Source organism: Agrobacterium sp. a22-2 (assembly GCF_012276985.1).
GTDB lineage: Bacteria > Pseudomonadota > Alphaproteobacteria > Rhizobiales > Rhizobiaceae > Allorhizobium.
In genome coordinates this window covers 1-25908 of sequence record NZ_JAAXMM010000013.1, presented here as the reverse complement: position 1 = coordinate 25908, position 25908 = coordinate 1, and the positions used below count along the sequence as shown (strand labels likewise).

At 62.2% G+C, this 25908-nt stretch carries 28 protein-coding genes; 20 read left to right on the top strand and 8 right to left on the bottom strand.

From position 1 onward, the window contains the following. Positions 1 to 32 precede the first annotated feature (32 nt). Entirely contained in the window at positions 33 to 440 is a 408-nt protein-coding gene (locus tag HFC70_RS19480; RefSeq protein ID WP_210259348.1) for an Hsp20/alpha crystallin family protein, read from the bottom strand. A gap of 285 nt (positions 441 to 725) precedes the next feature. Here HFC70_RS19480 and HFC70_RS19475 point away from each other — a divergent pair, with 285 nt between their 5' ends. The 8 genes from HFC70_RS19475 to HFC70_RS19440 all read left to right on the top strand — a co-directional run bounded on the left by HFC70_RS19475 (position 726) and on the right by HFC70_RS19440 (position 7881). After that, positions 726 to 1703 (top strand): magnesium transporter CorA family protein, encoded by a 978-nt coding sequence (locus tag HFC70_RS19475; protein ID WP_246735879.1) that lies wholly within the window; start codon positions 726 to 728, stop codon positions 1701 to 1703. Between the two features lie 17 nt (positions 1704 to 1720). After that, positions 1721 to 3622 carry a potassium transporter Kup gene (locus tag HFC70_RS19470; protein ID WP_168474959.1) on the top strand — a complete coding sequence of 634 codons (1902 nt, stop codon included), beginning with the start codon at positions 1721 to 1723 and terminating at the stop codon, positions 3620 to 3622. A 221-nt stretch (positions 3623 to 3843) separates the two neighbouring features. Then, positions 3844 to 4920, top strand: a complete 1077-nt coding sequence (locus HFC70_RS19465; protein ID WP_168475086.1) for a cell wall hydrolase — start codon at positions 3844 to 3846, stop codon at positions 4918 to 4920. 273 nt (positions 4921 to 5193) lie between these two features. Further along, entirely contained in the window at positions 5194 to 5559 is a 366-nt protein-coding gene (locus HFC70_RS19460; RefSeq protein ID WP_168474958.1) for an AtpZ/AtpI family protein, read from the top strand. A 65-nt stretch (positions 5560 to 5624) separates the two neighbouring features. Beyond that, on the top strand, positions 5625 to 6377 hold the full coding sequence (locus HFC70_RS19455; RefSeq protein WP_168474957.1) for a F0F1 ATP synthase subunit A: 753 nt from the start codon (positions 5625 to 5627) through the stop codon (positions 6375 to 6377). A 117-nt stretch (positions 6378 to 6494) separates the two neighbouring features. Further along, complete coding sequence (locus tag HFC70_RS19450) at positions 6495 to 6722, top strand: F0F1 ATP synthase subunit C (protein WP_037161651.1); 228 nt, start codon at positions 6495 to 6497, stop codon at positions 6720 to 6722. 77 nt (positions 6723 to 6799) lie between these two features. After that, positions 6800 to 7393: a F0F1 ATP synthase subunit B gene (locus tag HFC70_RS19445; RefSeq protein ID WP_168474956.1), complete on the top strand. Its 594-nt coding sequence runs from the start codon at positions 6800 to 6802 to the stop codon at positions 7391 to 7393. 2 nt (positions 7394 to 7395) lie between these two features. Next, positions 7396 to 7881, top strand: coding sequence for a F0F1 ATP synthase subunit B (locus HFC70_RS19440; RefSeq protein WP_210259347.1), 486 nt, complete (start codon positions 7396 to 7398; stop codon positions 7879 to 7881). Between the two features lie 97 nt (positions 7882 to 7978). Here HFC70_RS19440 and HFC70_RS19435 read toward each other — a convergent pair whose 3' ends face one another. Together HFC70_RS19435 and HFC70_RS19430 are read right to left on the bottom strand one after the other, a co-directional pair. Then, a complete protein-coding gene (locus HFC70_RS19435) occupies positions 7979 to 8632 on the bottom strand; it encodes a ribonuclease HII (RefSeq protein ID WP_168474954.1) in 654 nt (217 codons plus the stop codon). Between the two features lie 157 nt (positions 8633 to 8789). Beyond that, positions 8790 to 9947, bottom strand: coding sequence for a PA0069 family radical SAM protein (locus HFC70_RS19430; protein WP_168474953.1), 1158 nt, complete (start codon positions 9945 to 9947; stop codon positions 8790 to 8792). A gap of 130 nt (positions 9948 to 10077) precedes the next feature. Between HFC70_RS19430 and HFC70_RS19425 the strand changes: the two genes are divergently transcribed. Next, on the top strand, positions 10078 to 10611 hold the full coding sequence (locus HFC70_RS19425) for a glycosyl transferase (protein ID WP_168474952.1): 534 nt from the start codon (positions 10078 to 10080) through the stop codon (positions 10609 to 10611). Here HFC70_RS19425 and HFC70_RS19420 read toward each other — a convergent pair. From HFC70_RS19420 to HFC70_RS19400, 5 genes are all read right to left on the bottom strand, one after another. Then, on the bottom strand, positions 10601 to 11650 hold the full coding sequence (locus HFC70_RS19420; protein WP_168474951.1) for a calcium-binding protein: 1050 nt from the start codon (positions 11648 to 11650) through the stop codon (positions 10601 to 10603). The genes HFC70_RS19425 and HFC70_RS19420 overlap by 11 nt on opposite strands. A 121-nt stretch (positions 11651 to 11771) precedes the next feature. Further along, on the bottom strand, positions 11772 to 12314 hold the full coding sequence (gene moaB / locus HFC70_RS19415; RefSeq protein ID WP_168474950.1) for a molybdenum cofactor biosynthesis protein B: 543 nt from the start codon (positions 12312 to 12314) through the stop codon (positions 11772 to 11774). Further along, complete coding sequence (locus HFC70_RS19410; RefSeq protein WP_168474949.1) at positions 12311 to 13252, bottom strand: 4-(cytidine 5'-diphospho)-2-C-methyl-D-erythritol kinase; 942 nt, start codon at positions 13250 to 13252, stop codon at positions 12311 to 12313. The genes moaB and HFC70_RS19410 overlap by 4 nt, the downstream gene beginning before the upstream one ends. Next, a complete protein-coding gene (locus HFC70_RS19405) occupies positions 13236 to 15092 on the bottom strand; it encodes a tetratricopeptide repeat protein (RefSeq protein WP_168474948.1) in 1857 nt (618 codons plus the stop codon). The genes HFC70_RS19410 and HFC70_RS19405 overlap by 17 nt, the downstream gene beginning before the upstream one ends. Before the next feature lie 218 nt (positions 15093 to 15310). Beyond that, on the bottom strand, positions 15311 to 16327 hold the full coding sequence (locus HFC70_RS19400) for a polyprenyl synthetase family protein (protein ID WP_168474947.1): 1017 nt from the start codon (positions 16325 to 16327) through the stop codon (positions 15311 to 15313). Positions 16328 to 16434: 107 nt separating this feature from the next. Here HFC70_RS19400 and HFC70_RS19395 point away from each other — a divergent pair, with 107 nt between their 5' ends. From HFC70_RS19395 to HFC70_RS19345, 11 genes are all read left to right on the top strand, one after another. Further along, positions 16435 to 16665, top strand: a complete 231-nt coding sequence (locus tag HFC70_RS19395; protein WP_168474946.1) for a DUF2007 domain-containing protein — start codon at positions 16435 to 16437, stop codon at positions 16663 to 16665. Positions 16666 to 16673: 8 nt separating this feature from the next. Further along, positions 16674 to 17453: a tRNA1(Val) (adenine(37)-N6)-methyltransferase gene (locus tag HFC70_RS19390; protein ID WP_168474945.1), complete on the top strand. Its 780-nt coding sequence runs from the start codon at positions 16674 to 16676 to the stop codon at positions 17451 to 17453. 129 nt (positions 17454 to 17582) lie between these two features. Further along, positions 17583 to 18449 (top strand): S49 family peptidase, encoded by an 867-nt coding sequence (locus tag HFC70_RS19385; protein WP_168474944.1) that lies wholly within the window; start codon positions 17583 to 17585, stop codon positions 18447 to 18449. A gap of 19 nt (positions 18450 to 18468) precedes the next feature. Then, entirely contained in the window at positions 18469 to 18657 is a 189-nt protein-coding gene (locus HFC70_RS19380; RefSeq protein WP_168474943.1) for a hypothetical protein, read from the top strand. An 81-nt stretch (positions 18658 to 18738) separates the two neighbouring features. After that, complete coding sequence (locus HFC70_RS27205; protein ID WP_168474942.1) at positions 18739 to 20316, top strand: calcium-binding protein; 1578 nt, start codon at positions 18739 to 18741, stop codon at positions 20314 to 20316. 94 nt (positions 20317 to 20410) lie between these two features. After that, entirely contained in the window at positions 20411 to 21367 is a 957-nt protein-coding gene (locus HFC70_RS19370) for a glycine--tRNA ligase subunit alpha (RefSeq protein WP_168474941.1), read from the top strand. Positions 21368 to 21474: 107 nt separating this feature from the next. After that, a complete protein-coding gene (locus HFC70_RS19365; protein ID WP_168474940.1) occupies positions 21475 to 21768 on the top strand; it encodes a hypothetical protein in 294 nt (97 codons plus the stop codon). Then, complete coding sequence (locus HFC70_RS19360) at positions 21738 to 22109, top strand: hypothetical protein (protein WP_168474939.1); 372 nt, start codon at positions 21738 to 21740, stop codon at positions 22107 to 22109. Before HFC70_RS19365 ends, HFC70_RS19360 begins: the two co-directional genes overlap by 31 nt. Before the next feature lie 60 nt (positions 22110 to 22169). Continuing rightward, on the top strand, positions 22170 to 22721 hold the full coding sequence (locus HFC70_RS19355; RefSeq protein WP_168474938.1) for a LemA family protein: 552 nt from the start codon (positions 22170 to 22172) through the stop codon (positions 22719 to 22721). A 40-nt stretch (positions 22722 to 22761) separates the two neighbouring features. Next, complete coding sequence (locus HFC70_RS19350) at positions 22762 to 24033, top strand: 3-phosphoshikimate 1-carboxyvinyltransferase (RefSeq protein WP_168474937.1); 1272 nt, start codon at positions 22762 to 22764, stop codon at positions 24031 to 24033. Beyond that, positions 24034 to 25908: DUF2207 domain-containing protein (locus HFC70_RS19345; protein ID WP_168474936.1), on the top strand; the 1875-nt coding region annotated here is incomplete at its 3' end. It abuts the gene before it with no gap.

Below are 25908 nucleotides of genomic sequence, written 5' to 3'. Positions count from 1 at the left end.
GCGGACCGGGGACGGCGGGATGACGCGATCGCTTATTGTTTTTGGATCGCAATCTTGCGTTCGACCGGCGCGGTGCCCGGTTTCTTCGGCATGCTGATTGTCAGCACACCCTTGTCGAATGTGGCACTGACGGCGGCCTCATCCACCGATGGCGGCAGGCGCATCGACCGCTGAAAGCTGCCATAACGCCGTTCGGTGACATGGTAATTGTCCTTCTCGTCGGTTTTTTCCATTTTCTTCTCACCCTTCAGAATGAGAAGTCCGTTGTGGATCGACAGGTCCACATCCGTCTCCGAAAGTCCCGGCAATTCCGCCGTCATCGTGATGGCGCCATCGTTCTCGGCGATATCCACCGACGGCGCCATCACTCCGCCGGCAGCGGCTGTGATGTCCGAGAAGGGATTGCGATTGTTGAAGAATGTTTCCAGTGCCTGATCCATCTCCTTCCGCAGGGCTGCGAAAGGACTGTCGGACCACAGGCTGGGAAGTAACTTTGACGGCTGCTCAGTCATTTGATCCTCCATCGTGTTGGCCCCTAGACCCCAGTCTCACATTATGATGGCGGCATGCCGCTGCATTGACCTGTGTCAACAGGCTGGTCCGATCACCCCCTCTGTACAAGGGGGATGCCACCGCAAACTCTTGCCATTTCGGCGGCAAATGCTATTTGGATCGCAATTGGTGCGAGATCGCCTTGGCCGAACGCGTTTGAAGGTGTTTTAAATTTGATCAGGGCGTATCGGCTCAACGGGAGCGCGGAGATCATTCTGCCTGGGCAGCCGCCGGCATCACTGGATGACGATATTCTCTGGCTAGACCTCGTCATTCCGGACCGGGCGGAGGAACATCTGGCCGAGAGCCTGCTGTGCATTCCGATCCCGACCCGTGACGACTTGAAGGATATCGAGCCCTCCAGCCGCCTCTACGTCGAAAACGGTGGGGTCTACATGACGGCGTCGCTGGTCTACAAGGTCGAAAGCGACCTGCCGGAGCTGACCGACATCGCCTTCATTCTGGTCGGCAATCGGCTTGTCACCATCCGCTATGGCGAACCCAAGGCCTTCGCCCTGTTCAGCGCCGCCCTGTTGCGCATCCCCGGCAAATACAAGACCGGCTCGGAGCTGATGGCGCGGCTGCTGGAAACCATCGTCGACCGCACGGCCGAAGTGCTGGAAGTGGCCGTGGCGCGGGTGGATGCCCTCTCCGCCGAGGTCTTCGTCGACCGCAAGGCCGCCAAGCGCCGGCCGCCGCGTTTTCTGGAAGACAAGCTGATCGACATTGCCAGCCACCATCGCCTGGTCAGCAAGGCCCGCGACAGTCTGGTGACGCTCTCCCGTCTGATGACATTCCTGATGTCGCTGCCGGATGTGCGCAAGGATTACGAGGCCGAAGAACTCTGCCGCATCGTCACGCGCGATGTTCAGTCGCTGTCGGAGCATGCCGGTTTCGTCTCCAACAACATCACCTTCCTGCTGGACGCCTCGCTCGGCCTGATCAATGTCGAGCAGAACGCCATCATCAAGATATTCTCTATCGCTTCCGTGGTCTTCCTGCCGCCGACACTGGTCGCGTCGGTCTATGGCATGAATTTTGATTTCATGCCGGAACTGGCATGGACCTATGGTTATGCCTTCGCGCTGGTCGGCATGCTGCTGTCGGCGATCATCCCCTTCCTGTTTTTCCGTTGGAAAGGCTGGCTCTGACGAGCCTGTAGGTCCCCATGCCCCAAGAACACAGTGACACGCCTGCACCACAGAAAACCGTTCGCAGCCTCTTCCTGCTGGCGCTTGGCTCGGTCGGTGTCGTCTATGGCGATATCGGCACCAGCCCGCTCTATGCGTTTCGCGAAGCGCTGAAGCCGATCGGTCATGACGGTATCGAACGCGTCGAAATCATCGGGTTGATATCCCTGATGATCTGGGCGCTGACCATCATCGTCACGTTCAAATATGTCCTTTTTCTGCTGCGCGCCGACAATGACGGCGAGGGCGGCACACTGTCTCTTCTGGCTCTATTGATGAAAAATGCTGGCCGTTACACGACGATCCTGACGGTCATGGGCCTGGTGGGTGCCGCACTTTTCCTTGGCGATGCAATGATCACGCCCGCGCTGTCCGTGCTGTCGGCGGTCGAGGGGCTGAAGCTCGTGGCACCGCAATTGACGGATTACATCGTGCCGATCGCCGTGGTCATCCTGATCGCCATCTTCGCCGTGCAGTCGCGCGGCACCGGGGCGGTCGCCAATTTCTTCGGGCCGATCACTGCCGTCTGGTTCATCGTCATGGCACTCGGTGGCATCGTGCATATCGCCGATGATTTCGGCATCTTCGCCGCCTTCAATCCCTGGTACGCCATCAGCTTCATGCTGCGCGAAGGCTTTCTCGGCATCGTCGTGCTGGGCGCGGTTTTCCTTACGGTTACCGGTGCCGAAGCGCTTTACGCCGATCTCGGCCATTTCGGTCGCCGGCCGATCCAGTGGGCCTGGTTCGTGCTCGTCTTCCCGGCGCTGGTGCTGAACTATCTGGGGCAGGGCGCCCTTGTCATGAAGCATCCGGAAGCAGCCTCCGATCCGTTCTTCCTGATGTTCCCGGAATGGGCCTTGCTGCCGGTCGTCATCCTCGCCACCGCAGCCACCATCATTGCCAGCCAGGCCGTGATCACCGGCGCCTTTTCGCTGGTCCGGCAGGGCATTCACCTCGGCTTCCTGCCGCGCATGGAGATCCTGTTCACCTCCGAGACCAATACCGGCCAGATCTACCTGCCGTCGGTCAACACGCTGCTTCTGTTCGGCGTGCTCAGCCTGGTGCTGCTGTTCCAGAGTTCCGAGGCGCTGGCCACCGCCTATGGCATATCCGTCACCGGCGCCATGGTGGTCACCACCGTGATGGCCTATCAGTTCGTGCGCAGCCGCTGGCGTTGGTCGGTGCTGCTGTCGCTGGTTTTCCTTCTGCCGCTGCTGGTGCTGGAAATGGTCTTCCTCGGCGCCAACCTGCTGAAGGTGCATGACGGCGGCTATATCCCGGTGCTGTTTGCCGGCGGCTTCACCGTCGTCATGTGGACCTGGCGGCGCGGCAGCGCCATCCTGTTCACCAAGACGCGCCATGCGGATATCCCGCTGCAGTCCTTCATCACCTCGATCGAGCGCAAGAGCGAGCATGGGCCGGTCTCCGTGCCGGGCACGGCGATCTTCCTGACCAGCGATCCGGAAACCGCGCCGGCCGCCCTGCTGCACAACCTGAAGCACAATCACGTGCTGCACGAGCGCAACATCATCCTGACCATCAAGACGGTCAATCGGCCGCGCGCCACGCCGGCCGAGCGCTTTGTCGCCGAAAGCCTGTCGGAACGGTTCAGCCGGGTCGAGATCCGCTTCGGCTTCATGGAGAGCCAGAACGTTTCCCAGGCGCTGGCCCAGCTGCGCCGCGGCGGCCTGAAGTTCGACATCATGTCGACTTCCTTCTATCTCGGCCGACGCAAGCTGGTGCCTGACGCCAAGTCCGGCATGCCCTACTGGCAGGACCGCCTGTTCATCACGCTGGCCAATTCGGCCGCCGACCCCTCCGACTATTTCCGCCTGCCGGCCAACCGGGTGGTCGAACTGGGCTCGCACGTGATCATCTGAACGGGCCGGCCGCTGGATTTCCTCCGGCGGTTGCAGATCCCGCTGCGGCATTAACCATCCATCAAGGTTAACAGGCGATAGTTCGCTAATGTAGCCTTGTTGCGTATGGAGTGCCGGTTTTGCCGTCCAGATCCCGTTTGCGTCCTAAAGCCGTTTCCCGTTTCGAGAAATGGACTTCGCCCCTCGTGTTTGGACTGGCGTCCTGGCTGATCTTTCCGTCCATGGCGGCCCATGCCGATCTCGCCGGCCTGATTGCAGGGCTTGATCGCGGCGCCGACCAGTGGCGCATGGTGCTGACCGCTTCGCCTGCCGGCTCAATCCATGCGGCCGAACTCAATTTCGGCGACGCGGCTGAACCGGCAAGCCTTTCCGGCGACACGGGCATGGTTCTGCCGGATGGCCGCAAGATCGCCTTCATGGACGACAAGATGGTCAAGAACTACACACCCGACGAGGAGAGGGTCACCCGCAGCCAGAAGAAGAGCCGGGTGATCGCCATCGAACAGATGCAACCGCCAAAAGCCTTCAGCGCCGGTTCCATCCTGCAGCGCACCAGTTCGCTCTTCGACCATCCCGACAATGCCAAGGACCAGACGGCCTTCGTCCGGCCGAAGGGCAAGGCGCGGGATGTCGAACTCGCCATGTTCTTCTTCAAGAAGACCGCGCCGAAGGTCGACCCATCGGTTCCCGCCATGCTGGCCGGGCTGGTTACCAATCCCGACGCCGATGTGCTGGCCACCGCCTATGCGCCGGCGGCGCCCGATTTCGCCAAGGTGTCGCCCTTCGATGCCATCCTGGCCGACAAGCCGGAGAGTGGCCGCTTCGTGCCGAGCATCGATCCCAAGGATCATGCCTGGGCGGCGAGCGTCCTGCCGGCGACCGTGTTTTCGGCCCGCGAGCAGCAATGCCTGGCATCCGGCATCTATTTCGAGGCGCGCGGCGAATCGGTGAAGGGCCAGGCGGCTGTCGCCCAGGTGATTCTCAACCGGGTCCGCAATCCAGCCTATCCCGATACGATCTGCGGCGTCGTCTACCAGAACGAGGATTGGCGCAACCGCTGCCAGTTTTCCTTTGCCTGCGACAATATCAAGGACCGCGTCAATTCGCAGCAGCACTGGAAAGTGGCCCGCGAAGTGGCGATGGCGGTGACGGCCGGCAAGATCTGGATGAAGGAGGTCGGCTCGGCCACCCATTACCACGCCCTCTATGTCCGCCCGGCCTGGGCGCGGACCATGGAAAAGGTCGGACGGATCGGCCTGCACGTCTTCTACCGCACCTATGGCGGCGGCTGGATCTGAAACTGGCTCTTCAGGACCCAGGGTTTGGTCGGGGCGGTTGCGGCTTTTGCCCGCCGACATTGTCATAAAATCGCCGACCACGACTTAAGTCTATGATTTTTCCGGGTTAATTTGTGGTGAAACAACCGCGGTCAACGCCTTGACTATGCGGTCTCTCAAAATTATGGTGCGCGCGACTTCAAAACGGGCCGGACGGCGTGAAATCCGAGCTGTTTGCATGTCCGTTCCAGGCCTTATAGACCGGTTGTGGAGCGGGATCGGACGGGGGCTATCATGACGGACGACCACGAGAAGAACCTGGAATTGCGTCGCAAGCGGTTGGCGGCCGAACTGGCCGGCCGCCGGGACGAGTCCGGAGATGAAGCGGCGAGGGACGAAAGGGCCGAGCAAAGCCGGAAAGGTTATGCACAGGCCATGAAGCTCTCGAGCGAATTCATCTCCGCGATCGTGGTTGGTGCACTTCTGGGCTATCTTTTCGACTATTTTGTCGGTACGTCGCCTTGGGGCCTGATCGTACTGCTGCTATTGGGATTCTGTGCGGGGGTCCTGAATGTTCTGAGATCCGCGGGCGTCGTGGCTGCGCCGCATCCGGCGGATCGTGGAACGGATACGAAGAGTGACAAGCGGGACGGCGCCTGAAAGGCTGCCTGTTTCGAACGGGATGAATTCTGCCGGCTGGCAGGCAAAGTGAGAGAGACAATCAGGTGTCAAACGATCCGACCCATCAGTTCCAGATCCAGAAGATTGTCCCGATCGAGCTTGGCGGCGTCGATTTCTCGTTCACCAATGCCTCGCTGTTCATGGTGGCAACCGTCACCTGTGCCTCGGCCTTCCTGTACTTCTCGACATCGAGCCGCGGCCTGATCCCGACCCGCATGCAGTCGCTCGCCGAAATGTCCTATGAATTCATCGCCTCCATGCTGCGCGAAGGCGCCGGCAGCCACGGCATGAAGTTCTTCCCGATGGTCTTCTCGCTGTTCATGTTCGTGCTGACCGCGAACCTGCTCGGCATGATGCCTTACTTCTTTACCATCACCAGCCAGATCATCGTCACCTTCGCGCTGGCGATCTTCGTCATCGGTACCGTGCTGGTCTATGGCTTCTACAAGCATGGCCTGAGCTTCCTCAAGCTCTTCGTGCCGTCCGGCGTGCCGGCGGCGCTTCTGCTTCTCGTGGTGCCGATCGAAATCATTTCGTTCCTGTCGCGCCCGATTTCGCTGTCGATTCGTCTGTTCGCCAACATGCTGGCCGGCCATATCACTCTCAAGGTTTTCGCGGGCTTCGTCGCTTCGCTGGGAAGCCTCGGCGCGCTGGGCATCGGCGGCGCCATTCTTCCGCTGATCATGACCGTCGCTCTGACCGGTCTCGAATTCCTCGTCGCCTTCCTGCAGGCTTACGTCTTCGCGGTACTGACATGCATGTACCTCAACGACGCAATCCATCCGGGTGGGCACTAAAGCAAGATCCAGAAAGTGTGACGCGGTCTTCGGACGGGATCACGCTTAGGGGATAACCACGTTGGCGCCAGAACGCGTCAGTCATTCGCCGCAACAACCATTCTAAGGAGATCAATCATGGAAGCGGAAGCAGCAAAGTACATCGGCGCAGGTTTGGCTTGCCTCGGCATGGCCGGCACGGCTCTCGGCCTCGGCAACATCTTCGGCAGCTACCTCTCCGGCGCTCTGCGCAATCCGTCTGCCGCTGACAGCCAGTTCGGCCGTCTGGTATTCGGCTTCGCCGTTACGGAAGCTCTGGGCATCTTCTCGCTGCTCATCGCTCTCCTCCTCCTCTTCGCTGTCTAATCACAGCTGAGATCGGGATCACGGTTCGCGGGCGCGGACCGTGATCCCTTGCATTTGCAGGACACCTGGAGGCGAGCATGTTCGTTACCCCCGCCTATGCCGAAGAGACACCGGTAGAAGGCCAGACCCATACGGAAACCGGCGTCGCCCACGACACCGGGCATGCTGGAGGCGTTTTCCCGCCGTTCGACCAGTCGACCTATCCCTCGCAGCTGCTGTGGTTGGTGCTGACATTCGGCCTGTTCTACATGCTGATGCAGAAGGTCATCGTGCCGCGCGTCGGCGGGATCCTCGAAAATCGCCACGATCGCATTGCCCAGGATCTCGATGAAGCAGCCCGTTTCAAGTCCGAGGCCGATGCAGCCATCGAGACTTATGAAAAAGAATTGAGCGCTGCCAAGGCGAAAGCCGGGCAGATCGCAGCGACGGCCCGCGACAGCGCCAAGGCCAAGGCCGACGCCGAGCGCGCCGCCATCGAAGCGCAGCTGTCGGAGAAGGTTGCTGCCGCAGAAGCCCATATCGCCGAGATCAAGGCCCAGGCCTTTGCCGAAGTCGGCACGATTGCCAGCGACACGGTGAGCGCCATCGTCGAGCAGCTGATCGGCTCCAAGGCAACCGCTGCCGACGTCAAGTCGGCGGTTGCGGCCGTAACGCCCAAGCAGGAGGCATGATCATGGCTTTTGATGCAACATTCTTCGCCTTTGTCGGCCTTGTCCTGTTCCTTGCCCTGATCGTCTACCTCAAGGTTCCGGGCATGGTGGCAAAGTCGCTCGACGAGCGCGCCGACAAGATCCGTGATGAACTGGCCGAAGCCAAGCGCCTGCGCGAAGAAGCCCAGCATGTGCTGGCCGAATACCAGCGCAAGCGCAAGGAAGCCGAAACCGAGGCTGCCGGCATCATCGCCGCAGCCGAACGCGAAGCGGCCATGCTGACGGCGGAAGCCAAGCAGAAGACCGAAGAGTTCGTGGCCCGCCGCAATGCGCTGTCCGAACAGAAGATCAAGCGCGCCGAAGCCGAAGCGGTCAACGCCGTTCGCTCCGCCGCCGTCGATCTGGCCATTGCCGCGGCCGAAAAGGTTCTGGTCAAGAAGGCCGGCGCCGATGTCCAGCAGACCCTGTTTTCCGCCTCGCTGGGCGAGGTCAAGGGCCGGTTGAACTAAGCAGCAGCGCGCTGTCGCGATATCATCTGAAAAAAGGCCGGGCGATTGTCCGGCCTTTTTGCATTGGGGGACAAAGGTTTGCCCGTAGGCGCCTCCCTCACTCCCGCTTGAGCGGGCGAAAGCTCATGCGGTGCAGGAGGCAGGGACCTTGCCGTTCGATCGCGTCGCGGTGCACCTGCGTGCCATAGCCGGCATGGAGTTCAAAGCCGTAGCCGGGAAACACGACGCCGGCCCGCTCCATCATCCGGTCGCGCATGACCTTGGCGATGATCGAGGCCGCGGCAATCGACAGCGATCGGCCGTCGCCCTTGATTACCGCCTTGCCGGGGCAGGCAAGCCCGTCCGGCACGTCGCGGCCGTCGGCCAGCACATAGGCCGCCCTGACCGGCAAGCCGGCCACAGCGCGCCGCATGGCGTCGAGGCTTGCCTTGCGGATGTCACGGACATCGATATGCAGCGGGCTGGAGGAGGCGATGGACACATGGGCAGAAGCCAGAATGACATCAAACAGCACGGCGCGCCTCGCTGCCGTCAGTTTTTTGGAATCGTTCAGTCCGTCCGGAATGTTGTCGGGATCGAGGATCACCGCAGCCGCCACCACCGGTCCTGCCAGAGGGCCACGCCCCGCCTCGTCGGTTCCAGCCACCGGCCAGAAGCCTTGGCGCCTGGCAAGCCGCTCCAGCTCGAAATCCGGCACCAGTGGTGCTGCTTCGAAAAGGCTCGGAGAATCGGGTGGTGTGCGAGAGCTCATGCGGCTGAGTTCGCACACCAACCCGACTTCCTGCAAGTCCCCGGACTGAAACGGAGCGGCGAGGCCGGCCCCTTTTCAAGGCGGCGGATGCCGGGGACTTGTCCGGCGCAAAAGGGGACAGGGATTTGCGCCGGGATTCTTTGAAAAAAGGTCCGCCTCAGAGCAGCGACAGCTGTACGCCGCTATGGTTGGGCGGCACGAACAGGTCGTCGCGCAGCTGCATGCTGCGGCGAACCAACCCGAGCCGCTTGGTCGCCATCTCGAAGCGCCGGCTGATCTGCCAGGCATAGGGGCCGGCGCCTTTCATGCGCTTGCCGAATTCGGCATCGTAATCCTTGCCGCCGCGCATCGAGCGCACCAGCGACATGACGTGCCGGTAGCGATCGGGATAGTTCTGCAGCAGCCAGTCGCGAAACAGCGGACTGACCTCGAGCGGCAGCCTGAGGATCACGTAGCCGGCCTCGACGGCGCCTGCCGCCTTGGCCGAATCCAGCACACGCTCGATCTCGTGGTCGTTGAGCGCCGGGATCACCGGTGCCATCAGCACGCCGGTCGGAATGCCGGCCTCCGACAGCGCCTTGACAGCCTCCAGCCGCCGCGACGGCGTCGAGGCCCGCGGTTCCATGGTGCGTGCCAGCTTGCGGTCGAGTGTCGTCACGGACACCGCCACCTTGGCGAGTCCGCGCTCAGCCATCGAGGCCAGGATGTCGATATCGCGCATGACAAGCGCTGACTTGGTCACGATCGCCACGGGATGGTTGGCCTTGTTCAGCACCTCCAGAACCTGGCGCATGATTCGCCATTCCCGCTCGATCGGCTGGTAAGGGTCGGTATTGGTGCCGATCGCCAGGGTGCGCGGCTTGTAGCCGGGCTTCGACAGCTCGCGCTCCAGCAGTTTCGGCGCATCGGGCTTGGCAAACAGCTTGGCCTCGAAATCGAGCCCCGCCGAAAGCCCCATATAGCTGTGGGTCGGCCGCGCGAAGCAATAGATGCAGCCATGCTCGCAGCCGCGATAGGGGTTGAGCGAGCGGTCGAAGGGAATGTCCGGCGATTCGTTGCGCGAAATGATGCTGCGCGGCTTTTCCACCTGCACTTCGGTGCGAAACGGCGGCATGTCCTCCAGCGTCGTCCAGCCATCATCGAAGGTCGTGCGCTCCGTCGGCTCGAAGCGTCCCGAAGGGTTGAGCCCGGCGCCCCGGCCGCGCCGCCGCTCGGCATCGACCCGCAGGCCGGAGGCCTGGATCAAGGCATCGGCAATATCCGCCGTATTGGCAGGCTGAAACGCAGCCTGCCCCATATGAGACAGCAAGTTCATAATGGGCTCCTGACGGGCGTCCTTCCGCCCTCTCGTGACTAAATTCCTAGTCCGAAAATGAGAACAATGCAAGAACAAAATGAAAAATGCGATGGTGGCAATTCTTTGTGCAATGCGATAATCATAGGCAATGCTGACAGTGATTATCGAATGCTTGGATCAGGAAACCGAATTGGCGCAGACCCTTGCGGCATTGGTTTCCGGGGCGGTGGAAGGGATTGTCTGCGATGTCGTGGTGCTCGATCACGGCTCGCGGGATGGCACCTCGCGGCTGGCGGATGCGGCCGGTTGCCGCTTTCATGGGCAATGGGACCTGAAAGATATCGTCCGGGCCGCCAGAGGTGAATGGCTTCTGCTGGTTGAGCCCGGCGCCCGGCCGGCCGGCGGCTGGATCGATGCCATTGCCGAATATGTCATGCGCAACACGGCGCCGGCGCAGTTCTCGCCGTCTCGCCACCACCGGCTGCCGTTCTACCGCCGAATCGGCCGCAGGAGCGCGCCGCTGGAGGATGGCCTGCTCGTTTCCAAGCGTCAGGCGCTGGCCATCGTCAAGAGCGGCATGCGGCTGGGCGACTTGCCAAAGGGGCTGCGCATGCAATCGCTGACGGCCGAACTGGTGCCGGCCCGGGTCGCCCGTAAGGCCAGCGCCGAGTTCACAGAATGAAGTCGGACCGCACCATGTCGGCCAGGTCGTTCATGGCGATCTGAAAATCCGAGCGGCCGTCGCCATTGACGTCGCCGCTGACGATGCCGTCGGAAAAGCGCAGCTGCCCGGCAGCGGTAAAGACGCCGTCGCCGATGAAGCTGAAGGCCTGGTTGCCGCCGCGCGCCGCGTTGGCGTCCAGCGTCGAAAGGTCGACCTTGTCGCCCTGGCTATGGCTGAAATCGGCGATGACATCGCGATTGTTGGCGCCGTTGCCGCTCTCGTTGAAGGCATTGAAGTCGAACCGGTCGGCGCCGCTGCCGCCGGTCAGCAGGTCCCGGCTCCGGCCACCGGTCAGGACATCGGCGCCTTCATTGCCTTCAAGACGATCAATGCCAAGACCGCCGAACAGCTGGTCGTTGCCGCCAAGGCCGAGCAGCAGGTCATTGCCGTTCAACCCCTCCAGCTTATTGGTGCCGTTGGTGCCGTTGATGCTGTCATTGACATTTGTTCCGGCCGCGTCCTCGATGCTGACCAGGGTCTCGAACCGGTTGGCGCCGGTCTGCGCCAGCCCGGTCAAAAGGTCGATCGTCACGCCGCTGCCGCTAAGCGTCGAGGAATCGTCGCGCGGTTCATAGGTGATGCGGTCGCGGCCGGCGCCGCCGTTGAACACGTTCTGCCAGCCTTCTGAGGCAAACTGGTCATCGCCGGCATCGCCGAAATAGCGGCTCTTGAAGGTCGTGACGGCGATCAGGTCGTTGCCGTCGCCGCCGCGCACGAGATCGCCGATATCGCTGCCGAACGAACCGAAGCCGGTGCCGACATAGGTGTCGTTGCCAGCACCGAGGCGGATCTCGCTGCCGGCCTCGATGACATTGCTGATGCCGTCGTTTCCGGTCCCGGCGTCGACGAAGTTTCCTCCACCGAGATTGTCGTCCCGATTGAGGATGATCGTATCATTGCCGCCGAGGGTGAAAAGCCGCACCTCCACCGTATTGGCGTTGTTGGTGCCCTGCACAAAGCGATCGGCATTGGCGGTTCCGCGAAATGTCTGGCCCATGATGTCCATCTCCTGAATGACAAGATGGAACTTAAGGCAATGCTGAGCGGCGGCAATTGTCGCGCGTCACACCGCTTGGGTCCTGTCAAAAGAGGTCAATCCGGTACTGGGGACGCAGGCATCAGCCGCGCTTCAGGTGTTCGTCCAGCCGCGGCATGATTTCCACGAAATTGCAGGGCATGTGGCGATAGTCCAGCTGGCCTTTCAAAATGCCGTCCCAGGCGTCCTTGCAGGCGCCGGGCGAGCCCGGCAGCACGAAGATGAACGTCGCATTGGCCACGCCGCCGGTGGCGCGAGACTGGATGGTCGAGGTGCCGATCTTGTCGTAGGAGATGCGGTGGAACACTTCGGAAAACCCGTCCATGCGCTTTTCGAACAGCGGCTCCAGCGCCTCGGGCGTCACGTCACGGCCGGTAAAGCCGGTGCCGCCGGTGGTGATCACCACGTCGATCTCGTCCGACAGCGTCCAGGCCTTGACCTGATTGTAGATGCGGTCGCGGTCGTCGGTGACGATAGCGCGGTCAACCAGCTGGTGGCCGGCTTCCAGGATGCGTGCGACAAGCGTATCGCCGGATTTGTCGTCGGCAAGCGTGCGCGTGTCGGACACGGTCAGCACCGCGATGCCGACCGGGATGAAGGGGCGTGGTTCGCCAGCCGGTGTCATAAATGCGCTCCGCCCATCGTTTCGGTGGCGTGAAAGTACCAGTCGGGCCGCTGCTTGAGAAGGCCTGCGGCGGCATGCCGCGCCGCGTCCAGATCGTCGAAAATACCGAAGCAGGTGGCGCCTGAGCCGGACATCCGCACCAGCCGCGCCCCGGCTTGCTCCAGCAGGCCCGATAGTTCCGCAATCTCGGTGCAGAGCGCGCGGGCAGGGGGCTGCAGATCGTTGCGCAGGCCCGACAGCGTGTCGAGCCACTGCGTTCGATCTGTCGTGTCTGGCAGGGCGCCGATCGGCGGATTGGCCTTGGTCGATAGCCGGCGGAAAATCTCGGGCGTCGAAACGCCCTTGAGCGGATTGCCCAGCACCAGCGCGAAGGCCGGCAGTGTGGTAAGTGGTGTGATGTCCTCGCCAATCCCCGCGGCCCGCAACGGCTGTGAGCGCAGGCACATCGGCACGTCGGCGCCGAGCGTCAGGGCGATCGCCTGCAGATCGGCCTCCGGCATTGCATGGTCCCAGAGCCGGCAGAGACCGCGCAGGGTCGCTGCCGCATCCGCCGATCCGCCGCCGATGCCCGAGGCGATCGGCAGGTTCTTCTCCAGATGAATGGCAACCGGCGGCGTCGCCACGCCCCGCTCCGTCAGCGCCTGGCGCAGCAGGTCCCGCGCCTTCACCACCAGATTGTCGGCCGGCCCGTCATGGGTTTCGGTTGAGAGCAGGGCACTGAACCGGCCCGAGACGCTGAACCGGTCGGTCGGCGACCGAGCCATTGTCAGCCGGTCGCCGTCGCGGGCAAAGGTTACGAGACTGTCGAGCAGATGGTAGCCATCGGCCCGCTGGCCGGTGACATGCAGCGCCAGATTGATCTTGGCTGGCGCTGTCTCGGTGATCGCGGTGTCCGGTAGTCCTCGGCGCAAGAGCGCGCCGTCAGGTCTTCTTGTCATCGGCGGCCTGGGCCTGCGGCTTGGCGCCGCCCGCCGTCGGTGCAGCCTCGGCATTGCCTGTGCCGGCGCCGGCTTCCAGCGGTGGCAGCCCCTCGGCAATCTTCATCTCGATCTTCGGGATTGTGTCCTTCTCAGGCTCGGAGATCAGCGCCCGCTTCCACTGGTAGGTGGCCTCCAGTTTGCGACCGACGCGCCAGTAGGCATCGCCGAGGTGATCGTTGATCGTCGCATCGCCGGCCTTCAGCTGCACGGCCCGCTCCAGCTCGTCGACTGCCTCGTCGAAACGGCCGAGTCGGAAATAGGCCCAGCCGAGCGAATCGACGATATAGCCGTCGTCGGGACGAAGCTCGACCGCCTTGCGGATCATGTCGAGCCCTTCGTCGAGGTTGCGGTTCATGTCCACCCAGGAATAGCCGAGATAGTTCAGCACCTGCGGCTGGTCCGGGTTGAGCTCCAGCGCCTTGCGGAAGCTCGGCTCGGCAATGTCCCATTTCTTCAGCCGCTCATAGGCGATGCCGCGCTGGAAGAACACCGACCAGTGGCTGCGGGCCGGCGTCGGTCCGATCACGTCGACGGCCCGGTCGTAATTGTCGGCCATTTCCACATAATCCTTGGCATCCGACAGCACGCTGCCATAGGCCAGATAGCTGCGGATATCGGCGGGGTCGGAGGCGATCAGCGCTTTGAGATGTTTACGGGCATCGTCCACCTTGCCGGTCTGGGCCAGCGCCAGGCCAAGCTGCAGCTCGGAGATGCGCCGCATCGGCGAGGTTGCCGGCACCTTGCCGTAGAAGGCGATGGCGCGGTCGGTCTGCTTGGCATTCTCGGCAAGCCCGCCGAGCAGGATCAGCGTGTCGGCGCTGTTGGCGTCGAGCGCATGGGACAGCTGCAGATAAAGCGTCACGGTATCCTGGGCGCCTTCGCGGTTGAGTGCGCCGCCGATGGCAAACAGCACCGCGGCCGCGCCTTCCTGCGCATTGGTCACCTGCTGCTTGGGAACGTTGTCCTTTTCGATGCGCTCGCGCAGCGCCTTGAAGGGTGCATAGTTGTTGATCAGCGTGTCGCCGGTGGCAATCGCATCATAGGCTTTCTGCTTGTTGCCTTGTCCTGCTTCCAGAACGGCCAGCGCAAAGACCGCCCGCAGGAAGGTGTCAGGCGCGGTGGCACCCCCTTCCTGGTCGGTCACGGCATTGCTGAAATACGTGCGCGCCGCATCCACGTCGCCGATCGCCGCCGCTATGGCGCCGGCATTGTAGTTCTTGAACACCCCGTACCATTCCGGGCCCTGCAGGCCGTCGATCATGGCAAGTGCTTCCTTGCCCTGGCCGGCGCCCATCTTGGCCCAGGCGATCAGCAGCGAATTGGTCAGCCGGTCGAGGTCGTTCGGTCCCTTGTAGGCCAAAAGCTTCTCGGCCGACGCATATTCGCGGTTGCGGATCGCATCGAGACCCCTGGCGATCGACGTCACCCGCTCGACGGCCGGATCCGACTTCAGCTCATGGGCGTATTTCACGCCCTCATCGAACTGGCCGTTCATGAACAGCGACAGCATCAGGCTCTGGCGGATTTCGACATTGCCGGGCTCGATGGCCAGCGCCTTCTTGTAAAGGGCGATGGCGGTATCGAAATCGCGGTCGGCATTGGCGGTACGGCCGCTCAGATAGGCGCCGGAGAACGTATCGACGCTGTTGGCGTCGAAACGCTCGGTCGTCTCAGGCGCAGCGGTCGTTGTTGCCTGGGCAAAACCGGCGCCCATGCTGCCGAAATAGCCGATGCCGAACGTGGCCATGACCATCAGGGCGGTGCCGGTGAGTGAGCCGATGGCAAATGTCTGCCGCATGAAGGAGCCTTTCAACAAGGGGTGCCGGCCATACTGCCGTTGGATATTACCGGATAGCAATGATTTCGCATTCAACCAACGAAAAACACCGAATAGCCGATTCGAGCAAGCGGGGCGGACCACCTATGAGAATCGCCCGCGCGTCTTCCCTGCTGTGTCCGCCTGCCCACCTAAAGGCAACAGCATGGCTTTTTTGAAGCAGCGCCGGTCTTTCAAGCTCAGCTGACCCGGGCGATCGAGAAGTCGATCACTTCCATCAGGGCGTCCTTCCACGGGCTTTCGGGAAGGGGTGCCAGCGCATCGCGGGCAATCATGCCGTAATGCAGGGCCCGGGCGATCGTATCGTTCAGCCCGTTATACTTGGTGATCAGGCCGATCGCCTTGTCGAGATTGGCATCGTCGCTTTTCCCGCCCTCGATCGCCTCGCGCCAGAAGGCGCGTTCCGGTTCGGTGCCGCGGCGATAGGCCAGAATGACGGGCAGCGTGATCTTGCCCTCGCGAAAATCGTCGCCGGTATTCTTGCCGAGATCGGACGCCTTGCCGCCGTAATCGAGCGCATCGTCGACCAGCTGGAAGGCGAGGCCGAGATTCATGCCGTAGGATTTCAGCGCATTGCGGCTGGCTTTGTCGGTGCCGGCCACGATCGGCCCGACTTCGGAGGCCGCCGCAAACAGCGCCGCCGTCTTGGCGCGGATCACCGAGAGATAGTCGTCCTCGGTGGTCTCCATGTTCTTGGCGACGGAAAGCTGCAGCACCTCGCCCTCGGCAATGACCGAGGCTGCGGAAGACAGCACGTCCAGCGCATCGAGCGAACCGACCTCGACCATCAGGCGAAAGGCCTGGCCGAGCAGGAAGTCGCCGACCAGCACGCTGGCCTGGTTGCCCCAGATCATCCGCGCCGTTGACTTACCGCGCCGAAGGTCGCTTTCGTCCACCACGTCGTCATGCAGCAGTGTGGCCGTGTGCATGAACTCGACGCTGGTCGCAAGCTTGATATGGGCCTCGCCTTCGTAGCCGAACATCGCCGCCGAGGCGATCGTCAGCATCGGCCGCAGGCGCTTGCCGCCGGACGAGATCAGATGGTTTGCCACTTCCGGGATCATCTGCACGTCGGAACCGGCCTTGGACAGGATAAGCTGGTTCACCCGCTCCATGCCGGCCTTGGTAAGGTTCACCAACGGCTTAACGGAAGCCTGTTTGTTTTTGCTTTCCTCAAGCGGTATCACTACGCCCAACGCACCGGACTCCTGTTCATTCGTCAGTTCCGACCATAAAAAGGGCCTGAGGACACGGCAAGAGGCGAATTGTCTCGTTCGGTCAATTTGATGGGATTTAACAGCAAATGCACGAGCTTATTCGCACAAATGATCCGGTTCTGCTCTCCTTTGCCGAAAGCCTGATGAAAGATGCCGGCATTCACTGCCTGATTGCCGATCAGGCGATGAGCATCATGGAAGGCTCGCTCGGCATGCTGCCGCGTCGTTTTCTGGTGGAGGAGAGCCGCTTGGACGAGGCCCGCACGATCCTCTCCGATGCTGGCCTTGCCGACGAATTGTGCGATCCGAAGGACTGAGGCGGTTGATGTCTACGCCGAGTTCAGAGACCGTCGACGCCTTCCATCGCGGCCGCTTCCATCTGGTCCAGCCGAAGGGGCGCGGCCACCGCGCCGGCATGGATGCCATGCTGCTGGCAAGCCTGGTCGATGCGCAGGGTCCCTTTCGCCTCGCCGATCTCGGTGCCGGTGCCGGTGCGGCGGGCCTGGCGGTCGCGGCACGGCTGGAGGGCGCCGCGGTGACGCTCGTCGAACGCTCGGCTGAGATGGCTGACTACGCGCGCAAGAGCCTGGCGCTCGCCGACAATGCCCACCTGTCGGCCCGCATCGGCGTGATCGAGGCCGATGTCACCCTGACCGGCCGGGCTCGCGTCGCCGCCGGCCTTGCCGATGACAGTTTCGACCATGTGATCATGAACCCGCCCTTCAACGATGCCGGCGATCGCCGCACGCCCGATGCGCTGAAGGCCGAAGCCCATGCCATGACCGATGGCCTGTTCGAAAGCTGGATCCGCACCGCCGGCGCCATCATGGTACCAGGTGGGCAATTGTCGCTGATCGCCCGGCCGCAGTCGATCGCCGAGATTATCGCCGCCTGCGGCCGGCGTTTCGGCGGTCTGGAAATCACGCCGCTCTATCCGCGCGCTGGGGAAAGTGCCGTGCGTGTCCTGGTCACCGCCATCAAGGGATCGCGCGCCCGGCTGGAATTGCGCGCGCCGCTGACCATGCATGACGATCCGGACAGCCACAGGTTTTCGGCCTTCGTCGACGATCTCAACAACGGCCGGGCCGCCTATCGGCGCCGGTAGAGCGGTCTTTTTCAGCCCTGCCGCCGTTTTTTCAGCCCCGCCCCCGTTTTTTTAGCCCCGCCATTGTGTTTGCCGGTCCGCAACTTACATCTCTGCTCAAGTAAACCATGGCAAAGAGGTAACGCATTGATGTCGGATTTTCTGGAACGGCTGACCCCTAAACGCTTTCGCAAGAAAGGCATCGTGATCCCCGTCGTGCGCCTGCACGGCCAGATCATGAGCGGCGGCAGCCGGTTCAAGCCGGCCCTCAATCTGGCAACCGTCGCCCCCATGCTGGAAAAGGCCTTTGCCCGCAAGAACAGCCCGGCCGTTGCCTTGTCGATCAATTCGCCGGGCGGCTCGCCGGTCCAGTCGCGCATGATCTTCCAGCGCATCCGCTCGCTGGCCGAGGAAAAGAACAAGACGGTTCTGGTCTTCGTCGAAGACGTGGCGGCCTCCGGCGGCTACATGCTGGCGCTGGCCGGCGACGAGATTTTCGCCGACCCCACCTCGATCGTCGGCTCGATCGGCGTCGTGTCGGGCGGCTTCGGCTTTCCCGAACTCTTGAAGAAGATGGGCGTCGAGCGCCGCGTCTATACCGCCGGCGAGAACAAGGTCATCCTCGATCCGTTCCAGCCGGAAAAGGAAGGCGATATCGAATATCTGAAGACCCTGCAGCTCGAGATCCACAAAGTCTTCATCGACATGGTGAAAGACCGCCGCGGTTCGAAGCTTGCCGATGACGCGACGATTTTCTCCGGCCTGTTCTGGACCGGCCAGCGCGGCCTTGATCTTGGCCTGATCGATGGGCTCGGCGACATGCGGGTCGAACTGAAGCGCCGTTATGGCGCCGACACGCGGCTGGAACTGGTCAGCGGCGCCCGCGACTTTTTCGGTCGGCGCATGCCGGGTGTAGGCCTTTCAGCCGGCGGCGGCGAACAAATCGCCGCAGCAGCGCTCAGCGGCCTTGCCGAAACGATCGAAGAAAAGGCAATGTGGGGCCGATACGGTCTCTGAAAAAAGGCGAGGGGGGAACATGCCGCAACTTTTATTTCTGGTGCTTCTGCTCGGCGGCGCCTGGCTTCTCTATCGCCGTTTCGTCTCCGACGCCGAAAAGCTTGCCGCCAAGTCGCGCGCAGCCGAGAAGGAGCGCGAAACCGGCGCGATCGGGACTTTGGTCAAGGATCCGGAGACGGGAGAATATCGGCTGCGCGACAAGGAATAATGCAGATTCCGTCGTGAATGTTCGTTAAATTCAGTATTCTATATCAATAATATACGCCTTAAAGTTGTCAATTTTCAATTGATGATGTCCCCTGTTCAAACAGGGAGTATACGTATGGCTTATGTTTTTGGCACCGGAAACCCGGATGTGCTCGACTATACCAGCGGCGTTACCGACGGCGATGACAACATAGAAGGTTATAGCGGCGACGACGTGATCTACGGTCGCGGCGGTAACGACACGATTTTCGGCGATTTCGAGCTTCATACCAACGGCACGGGAAATGACACGATTTTCGGTGGCGATGGCGATGATGACATCATCGGCGACCGCGGCATCGATACGCTTTACGGCGAAGCGGGCAATGACTACTTCTCGATGCGCTACGACACCTATATCGACGATGTCTATGGCGGCTCCGGCACGGACACGTTGGGATTCTTTGCCTTCAGCAGAGGCGTGGTCGTCAATCTGACAACCGAGAAATATTATGTCGTCGGCGGCGAGGAAGGGACCCACACCGTATCGGGCGTCGAGAATGTTGTTGGTACATCCGAAAACGATCGGATCGCCGGCAATGCAGCCAATAACCAATTGTGGGGTGGGCTTGGCGACGATATTCTGAACGGCGGCGACGGTAACGACTTTTTCGATGGCGGCGATGGCCGCGACACCCTGAACGGCGGTGCCGGCAACGACATTTTCCAGTTCTATTCTGCCGGGCGGTACTTCGATGATATAGACGGCGGTGCGGGCGTCGACAGGCTCCAACTCAGCGATATCTACACCTATGGGGTGGTTGTCGATCTGGTCTCCGGCATTTACGGCTCTCCCGGCGTCCCGGGCACGGACGACCGGACGATTAAAAACGTCGAGAATGTCTTCGGAACCCAGCTTGGCGACACCATTCGCGGCAGTAGTGTCGCGAATGAATTGCGCGGCAATGAAGGGAATGATGTTCTCGATGGCCGTGGCGGCGCCGATATCCTTAGAGGCAATGACGGCAACGATACCCTGATCGGCGGCGCAGGCGGGGATCAGCTTTGGGGCGGCGCAGGTCGGGATGCGGCTTCCTATGCCGGCGCCGGCGCTGGCGTCACGGCGAATCTCGCCAATGTGGCCGCCAATCTCGGCGATGCCAAGGGTGATTCCTATGCCAGCATCGAGAGCATTTTCGGCTCGAGTTTTGCGGATAATCTGGTCGGCAACGCCCTCTCCAACAGCCTGAATGGTGCTGCCGGTTCAGACATCTTATCCGGCGGCGGCGGCAATGACGGGCTTAGTGGCAGTACCGGAAACGACCGGCTCATCGGTGGATCGGGAGTTGACAAGCTTAGCGGGGGCTCTGGGGCGGACGTCTTCGACTTCAATTCCCTAGCGGAATCGACCCGTTCAAGCCGCGATACGATCCTCGATTTCTCGCATGCCCAGAAAGACAGGATCGATCTTTCAACCATCGACGCCTCGACGGCTTCCGGAAACAATGCCTTCAAATTTTTCGGCACCGGCAGCTTCAGCGGTGTAGCCGGCGAATTGCGATATAATAAAAACGACGAGATCACTATTGTCAGTGCCGACTTCAATGGCGACAAGGTGGCCGATTTCCAGGTCGAACTGACCGGATCTCTCACCCTGAGTGCCAGCGACTTCATTCTCTAGCCGCTGGCGGGGCGGCGTTTGCGCGCCGCCCCTTGACCCCTCAAGCCCGTCATGGCACCAGACGGCCAGCAAACTTCAACCCCGGACTGATGCCATGACCACTCTCGCTCCGCATATGGACCCCAAGCGCTCCTTCCAGGCGCTGATCCTGACGCTGCATGCCTATTGGGCCGACAAGGGTTGCGCCGTTTTGCAGCCTTATGACATGGAAGTGGGTGCGGGCACATTTCATCCGGCAACGACGCTGCGAGCACTTGGGCCAAAACCCTGGAAGGCCGCCTATGTGCAGCCGTCGCGCCGCCCGTCCGATGGCCGCTATGGCGAAAACCCCAACCGCCTGCAGCATTATTACCAGTATCAGGTCATCCTGAAGCCCAATCCGTCCAACCTGCAGGAGCTTTATCTCGGCTCTCTCGCGGCCATCGGTCTCGATCCGCTGCTGCACGATATCCGCTTCGTCGAGGACGACTGGGAAAGCCCGACGCTCGGCGCCTGGGGTCTTGGCTGGGAATGCTGGTGCGACGGCATGGAAGTCTCGCAGTTCACCTACTTCCAGCAGGTCTGCGGTATCGAATGCTCGCCGGTGGCCGGCGAGCTGACCTATGGCCTCGAGCGCCTTGCCATGTATGTGCAGGGCGTCGACAATGTCTACGATCTCAACTTCAACGGCCGCGAGGGCGAAGACAAGATCTCCTATGGCGACGTTTTCCTGCAGGCCGAGCAGGAATATTCGCGGCACAATTTCGAGATCGCCAATACCGACATGCTGCACCGCCATTTCGAGGATGCCGAAAAGGAATGCCAGGCGATCCTGGCCGCCGGCGCACCGAGCGACAATGCCAACCAGATGCTGCACAAATGCGTCTTCCCGGCCTATGACCAGTGCATCAAGGCGTCCCACGTCTTCAACCTGCTCGATGCCCGCGGCGTCATCTCGGTGACCGAGCGCCAGAGCTATATCCTGCGCGTCCGCACGCTCGCCAAGGCCTGCGGCGAAGCCTTCCTGCTGACCGATGCCGGCGGCGCCAACTGGAAGAAAGACGCCGCGTGAGCCAAGGCCGGTCCAGTCCGGTAGCCTACCTTGGACGAAGGCTCGCAAGGTCGCGCCGGCTATGGCTGGTATTGGCGTGCATAGAAGCCCCCTTACTCTGTGCATCGGTGCTCTATTACCTCTATATCGCGTTTGTTTGTTATGTCGTGGAGCATACCGGTTCCACCGCCAACACCGGTGCCGACAGTGCGATCTTTGCTGCGTTGGCAGACGGGGCTCGATCGTTCGATGCCTCCGTCCTGTTGCTCGGCGTGCTGGAAGGTATTGCCTTTCTCTATTGGGTCTGGGTGTCTGTCCGCCTATCCCTGCAGGCGCTGCCGGGCAGCGTCCGCTACACAGCCTTCGTCTCGGTGATAGGATTTCTCGTGCCGTGCGTCATCTGGATGCCTTTTTTACCCTGATCGACCTTGAGGAATTTTCCGCTGTCCAGGAGGAGACGTCGAGGGATGGTTTTGCTTGGCTGCCCGGCATCATGATGGTCCTGATGGTCGTAGAGTATGGTTTGTCGCCCATCGTCTCGTCCATGCCAGATGACATTACGAACGATCTTGCTGCGGCCCAGACCATGATGCAGACGGCCGCCGTGAATTCGATCACAGGCATTTTGTTGCTGATGGTTGCCTTCGCCTTTCTGGTGAAGGTCAAGCCCGGCCAGGACATCGCTCTTGCAAAACTCGCCGCCCTTGAGGCCGCGAAAGAGCCGGCCTCCCTGGCCATAATTGGGCAGCCCCAGAACGCCTGATGACAAGCGCCAGGGGAACGCATAATGTCCCGCCATCTTTGCATTGGCCGGAGCATCCCCATGTATGTCATTCTCGCAATTCTTGCGCTTGCCGCCGCCTATGCGGTCATCGTTTATAACGGCCTGGTCAAATCCAAGCAGATGACGGAGGAAGCCTGGTCGGGCATCGACGTGCAGCTGAAGCGCCGCGCCGACCAGATCCCCAACCTCATCGAGATCGTCAAGGGCTATGCCAAGCACGAGAGCGAAACGCTGGAAAAGGTTGTCGAACTGCGCAACCGCGCGCAAGGCGTGCCGGCCGGCGATATCGAGGGCCGTGCTGCCGCCGAAGGCCTGCTCGGCCAGGCGCTGGGCCGTGTCATGGCGCTGGCCGAAGCCTATCCTGATTTGAAGGCCAACGAGAACTTCCTCGAGCTGCAGCGCTCGCTGGAAGGCATCGAAGGCGAAATCCAGATGTCGCGCCGCTACTATAACGGTGCGGCCCGCGATCTGAACGTCAAGGTCGAGAGCTTCCCGTCCAACCTGGTGGCCCGCAATTTCGGCTTTATCAAAGCCGGTTATTTCGAGATCGCCAATGACGCGGACCGCGCCGTCCCGACCGTCAAATTCTAAGGTCGCCATGGGCGACCGCCTGTTCCAACGAGTGTAGTGCATGAAAACTGATAAACTGACCCTGCTGCCGCCCGGCCATCCGCTGTCCGGCAAGGTGAGCCCGCCCGGCTCCAAGTCGATCACCAACCGCGCCCTGTTGCTGGCCGGCCTGTCCAAGGGCACCAGCCGGCTGACCGGCGCGCTCAAAAGCGACGACACCCGCTACATGGCGGATGCCCTGCGCGCCATGGGCGTTTCGATCGACGAGCCGGATGCCACCACCTTCGTCGTCACCGGCACCGGCCGCCTGACCGCCCCCTCCGCACCGCTCTTTCTCGGCAATGCCGGCACGGCGACGCGCTTCCTGACGGCGGCCGTGGCCAGCGTCGACGGCACCGTCACCGTCGATGGCGACGAGCATATGCGCAAGCGGCCGATCGGCCCGCTGGTAACGGCTCTGCAATCGCTCGGCATCGATGCCGAGGCCCCGACCGGCTGCCCGCCGGTGACGATCCGCGGCCATGGCCATTTCGGCAGCGGCCGCGTCGAGATCGACGCCGGCCTGTCGAGCCAGTATGTCTCCGCTTTGCTGATGGCAGCGCCCCTGGCGCCGGCCGATGCCGAGCCGGTGACCGTCGCCCTGACCGGCCCGGAGATCGGCGCGCGCGGTTATGTCGACCTGACGCTCGACGCCATGCGTGCCTTTGGCGCCAGGGTCGAACAGCTCGATCAGGCCACCTGGCGCGTCGAGCCGACCGGCTATCATGCCGCCGATTTCCACATCGAGCCGGATGCCTCCGCCGCCACCTATCTCTGGGGCGCCGAAGTGTTGACCAAGGGCAGCATCGACATCGGCACGCCGGCGACGCAATTTACCCAGCCTGATGCCAAGGCCTATGAGGTGATCGCCGCTTTTCCTGATATGCCCGAGGTCATCGACGGCAGCCAGATGCAGGACGCCATCCCGACCATTGCCGTTCTGGCCGCCTTCAACAACAGGCCGGTACGCTTCGTCGGCATATCAAACCTGCGCGTCAAGGAATGCGACCGCATCCGCGCCGTCTCGACCGGGCTCAACAACATTCGCGAGGGTCTCGCCCGCGAGGAGGGCGACGATCTGGTCGTCAATGCCGATCCCGCGCTCTCTGGCCAGACCCTGCCGGCCGACATCGACACCTTTGCCGATCACCGCATTGCCATGAGCTTTGCACTGGCAGGCTTGAAGATCAACGGCATCACCATTCTCGATCCCGGCTGCGTGGCCAAGACCTATCCCAGCTATTGGGATGCGCTGGCCTCGCTCGGCGTCCGCTATCAGGAAAGCAACGGATAAATGAAATCCTTCCTCGGTCTTGGCGTCGCCCTTGTCCTCTCCATCCTGTCAGGGCGAATCGCCACGGCCGAGGAACTGATCCGCTCCTATGACGCCGCCATCGAGGTCGGTGCCGATGCCACGCTGACGGTGGCCGAAACCATCACCGTGCGCGCCGAAGGAAATCAGATCAGCCGCGGCATTTTCCGCGATTTCCCGCTTTATGCCGAAGACGCCGATGGCCGCCGCATCAAGGTCGATTTCGACCTCGTCTCGGTGGAGCGCGACGGCGAGCCCGAGCCCTACCACACCGAGAGCATTTCCGGCGGCATCCGCATCTATGCCGGCTCTGCCGATGTCTATCTTAGACCCGGCGACTACACCTACACCATCACCTACACCACCGCCCGGCAGATCCGCTATTTCGAGGACCACGACGAACTCTACTGGAACGTCACCGGCAATGGCTGGCTGTTTCCGATCAACAGCGCCTCGGCCACGGTCACCTTGCCGCCCGGCGTCGAGCCGACCGGCACGGCCTATTATACCGGCGCGCTGGGCGAGACAGGTCAGGATGCCACCCTGACCGAAACCGGGGAAGGCCTCACCTTCGAGACCACCCGGCGCCTTGCCGCCGGCGAGGGCCTGACGATCGTCGTCGGCATGCCGAAGGGCGCTGTCGTCGCGCCCTCCAGCGATCAGAGCGTCTGGTGGTTCCTGCGCGACAATATCAACGCCATTCTCGGCTATGGCGGCCTTGCCGCCGTCTTCCTCTATTATCTGCGCTCCTGGCTGCGTGTCGGGCGCGATCCCGATGCCGGCGTCATGGTGCCGCGCTGGGATGCGCCGGACGGTATTTCGCCAGCGCTTGTCAATTATATCGACAACAAGGGCTTTTCAGGCGCCGGCTGGACGGCCCTGTCGGCAACCGCCCTCGACTTGGCGGTCAAGGGCTACGTGGTGCTTGACGATCTCGACGATTCGATCATCATCCGTCGCACCGACAAGGCCCTGCCGGCCACGCTGCCGGCCGGCGAAGCAAGCCTCCTGGCCGCGGTCGGCGGCCCGGGTGAGGACCTCACCATCGACAAGGCCAATGGCGTGCGCGTCCAGTCCGCCGGCACGGCCTTCCGCCAGGCGATCGAGAAGGAGCATCGCGGCAAATATTACCGCGGCAATGCCGGCTACATCGCCGGCGGTGTGGTCTTGAGCCTGGTCCTGCTGTTTTGCCTGATGGTGTTTGGCGATGTCGATGCCGGCATGGTGCCCTTCATGCTGATCCCCGCCGTCATGGCCGTGGTCCTGACGGTCGTAGTGGTCGGCATCGGCAAGAAGATCCGCCGCGGTGCATCGCTTGTGGCGCGCATCGGGTCTATCATCGCGGTCGCCTTCTTCGGTTTCGTGCTGGTCACGGTGGTCGGCGTCTTCGTCGTCCTGATGCTGGTCGAGCTGGAGGGCAATCAGCCGCTGTCGGTGCCGATCGCCGTCGGAGGCGTGGTCTTCCTGAATGGCCTGTTCTTCTTCCTGATGGGCGCCCCGACGCCGCTCGGCCGCAAGCTGATGGACGGCATCGAAGGCCTGCGTACCTATCTGACGCTGGCCGAAAAAGACCGCATGAACATGGCCGGTGCCCCCACCATGTCGCCGCAGCATTTCGAAAAGCTGCTGCCCTATGCCGTGGCGCTCGGCGTCGAAAAACCCTGGACCCACACGTTCGAGACTTGGCTGGCAACGGCCGCGGCGGGCGCTGCTGCTTACGAGCCGGTCTGGTACCACGGCTCCCATCCCGGCGATTTCGGCGGCCGCATCGGCGGCTTCTCCTCGTCCATGGCCTCCACCATCGCCTCCACCCTGCCCGAACCGCCCAAGAGTTCCTCCTCCGGCTTCTCATCCGGC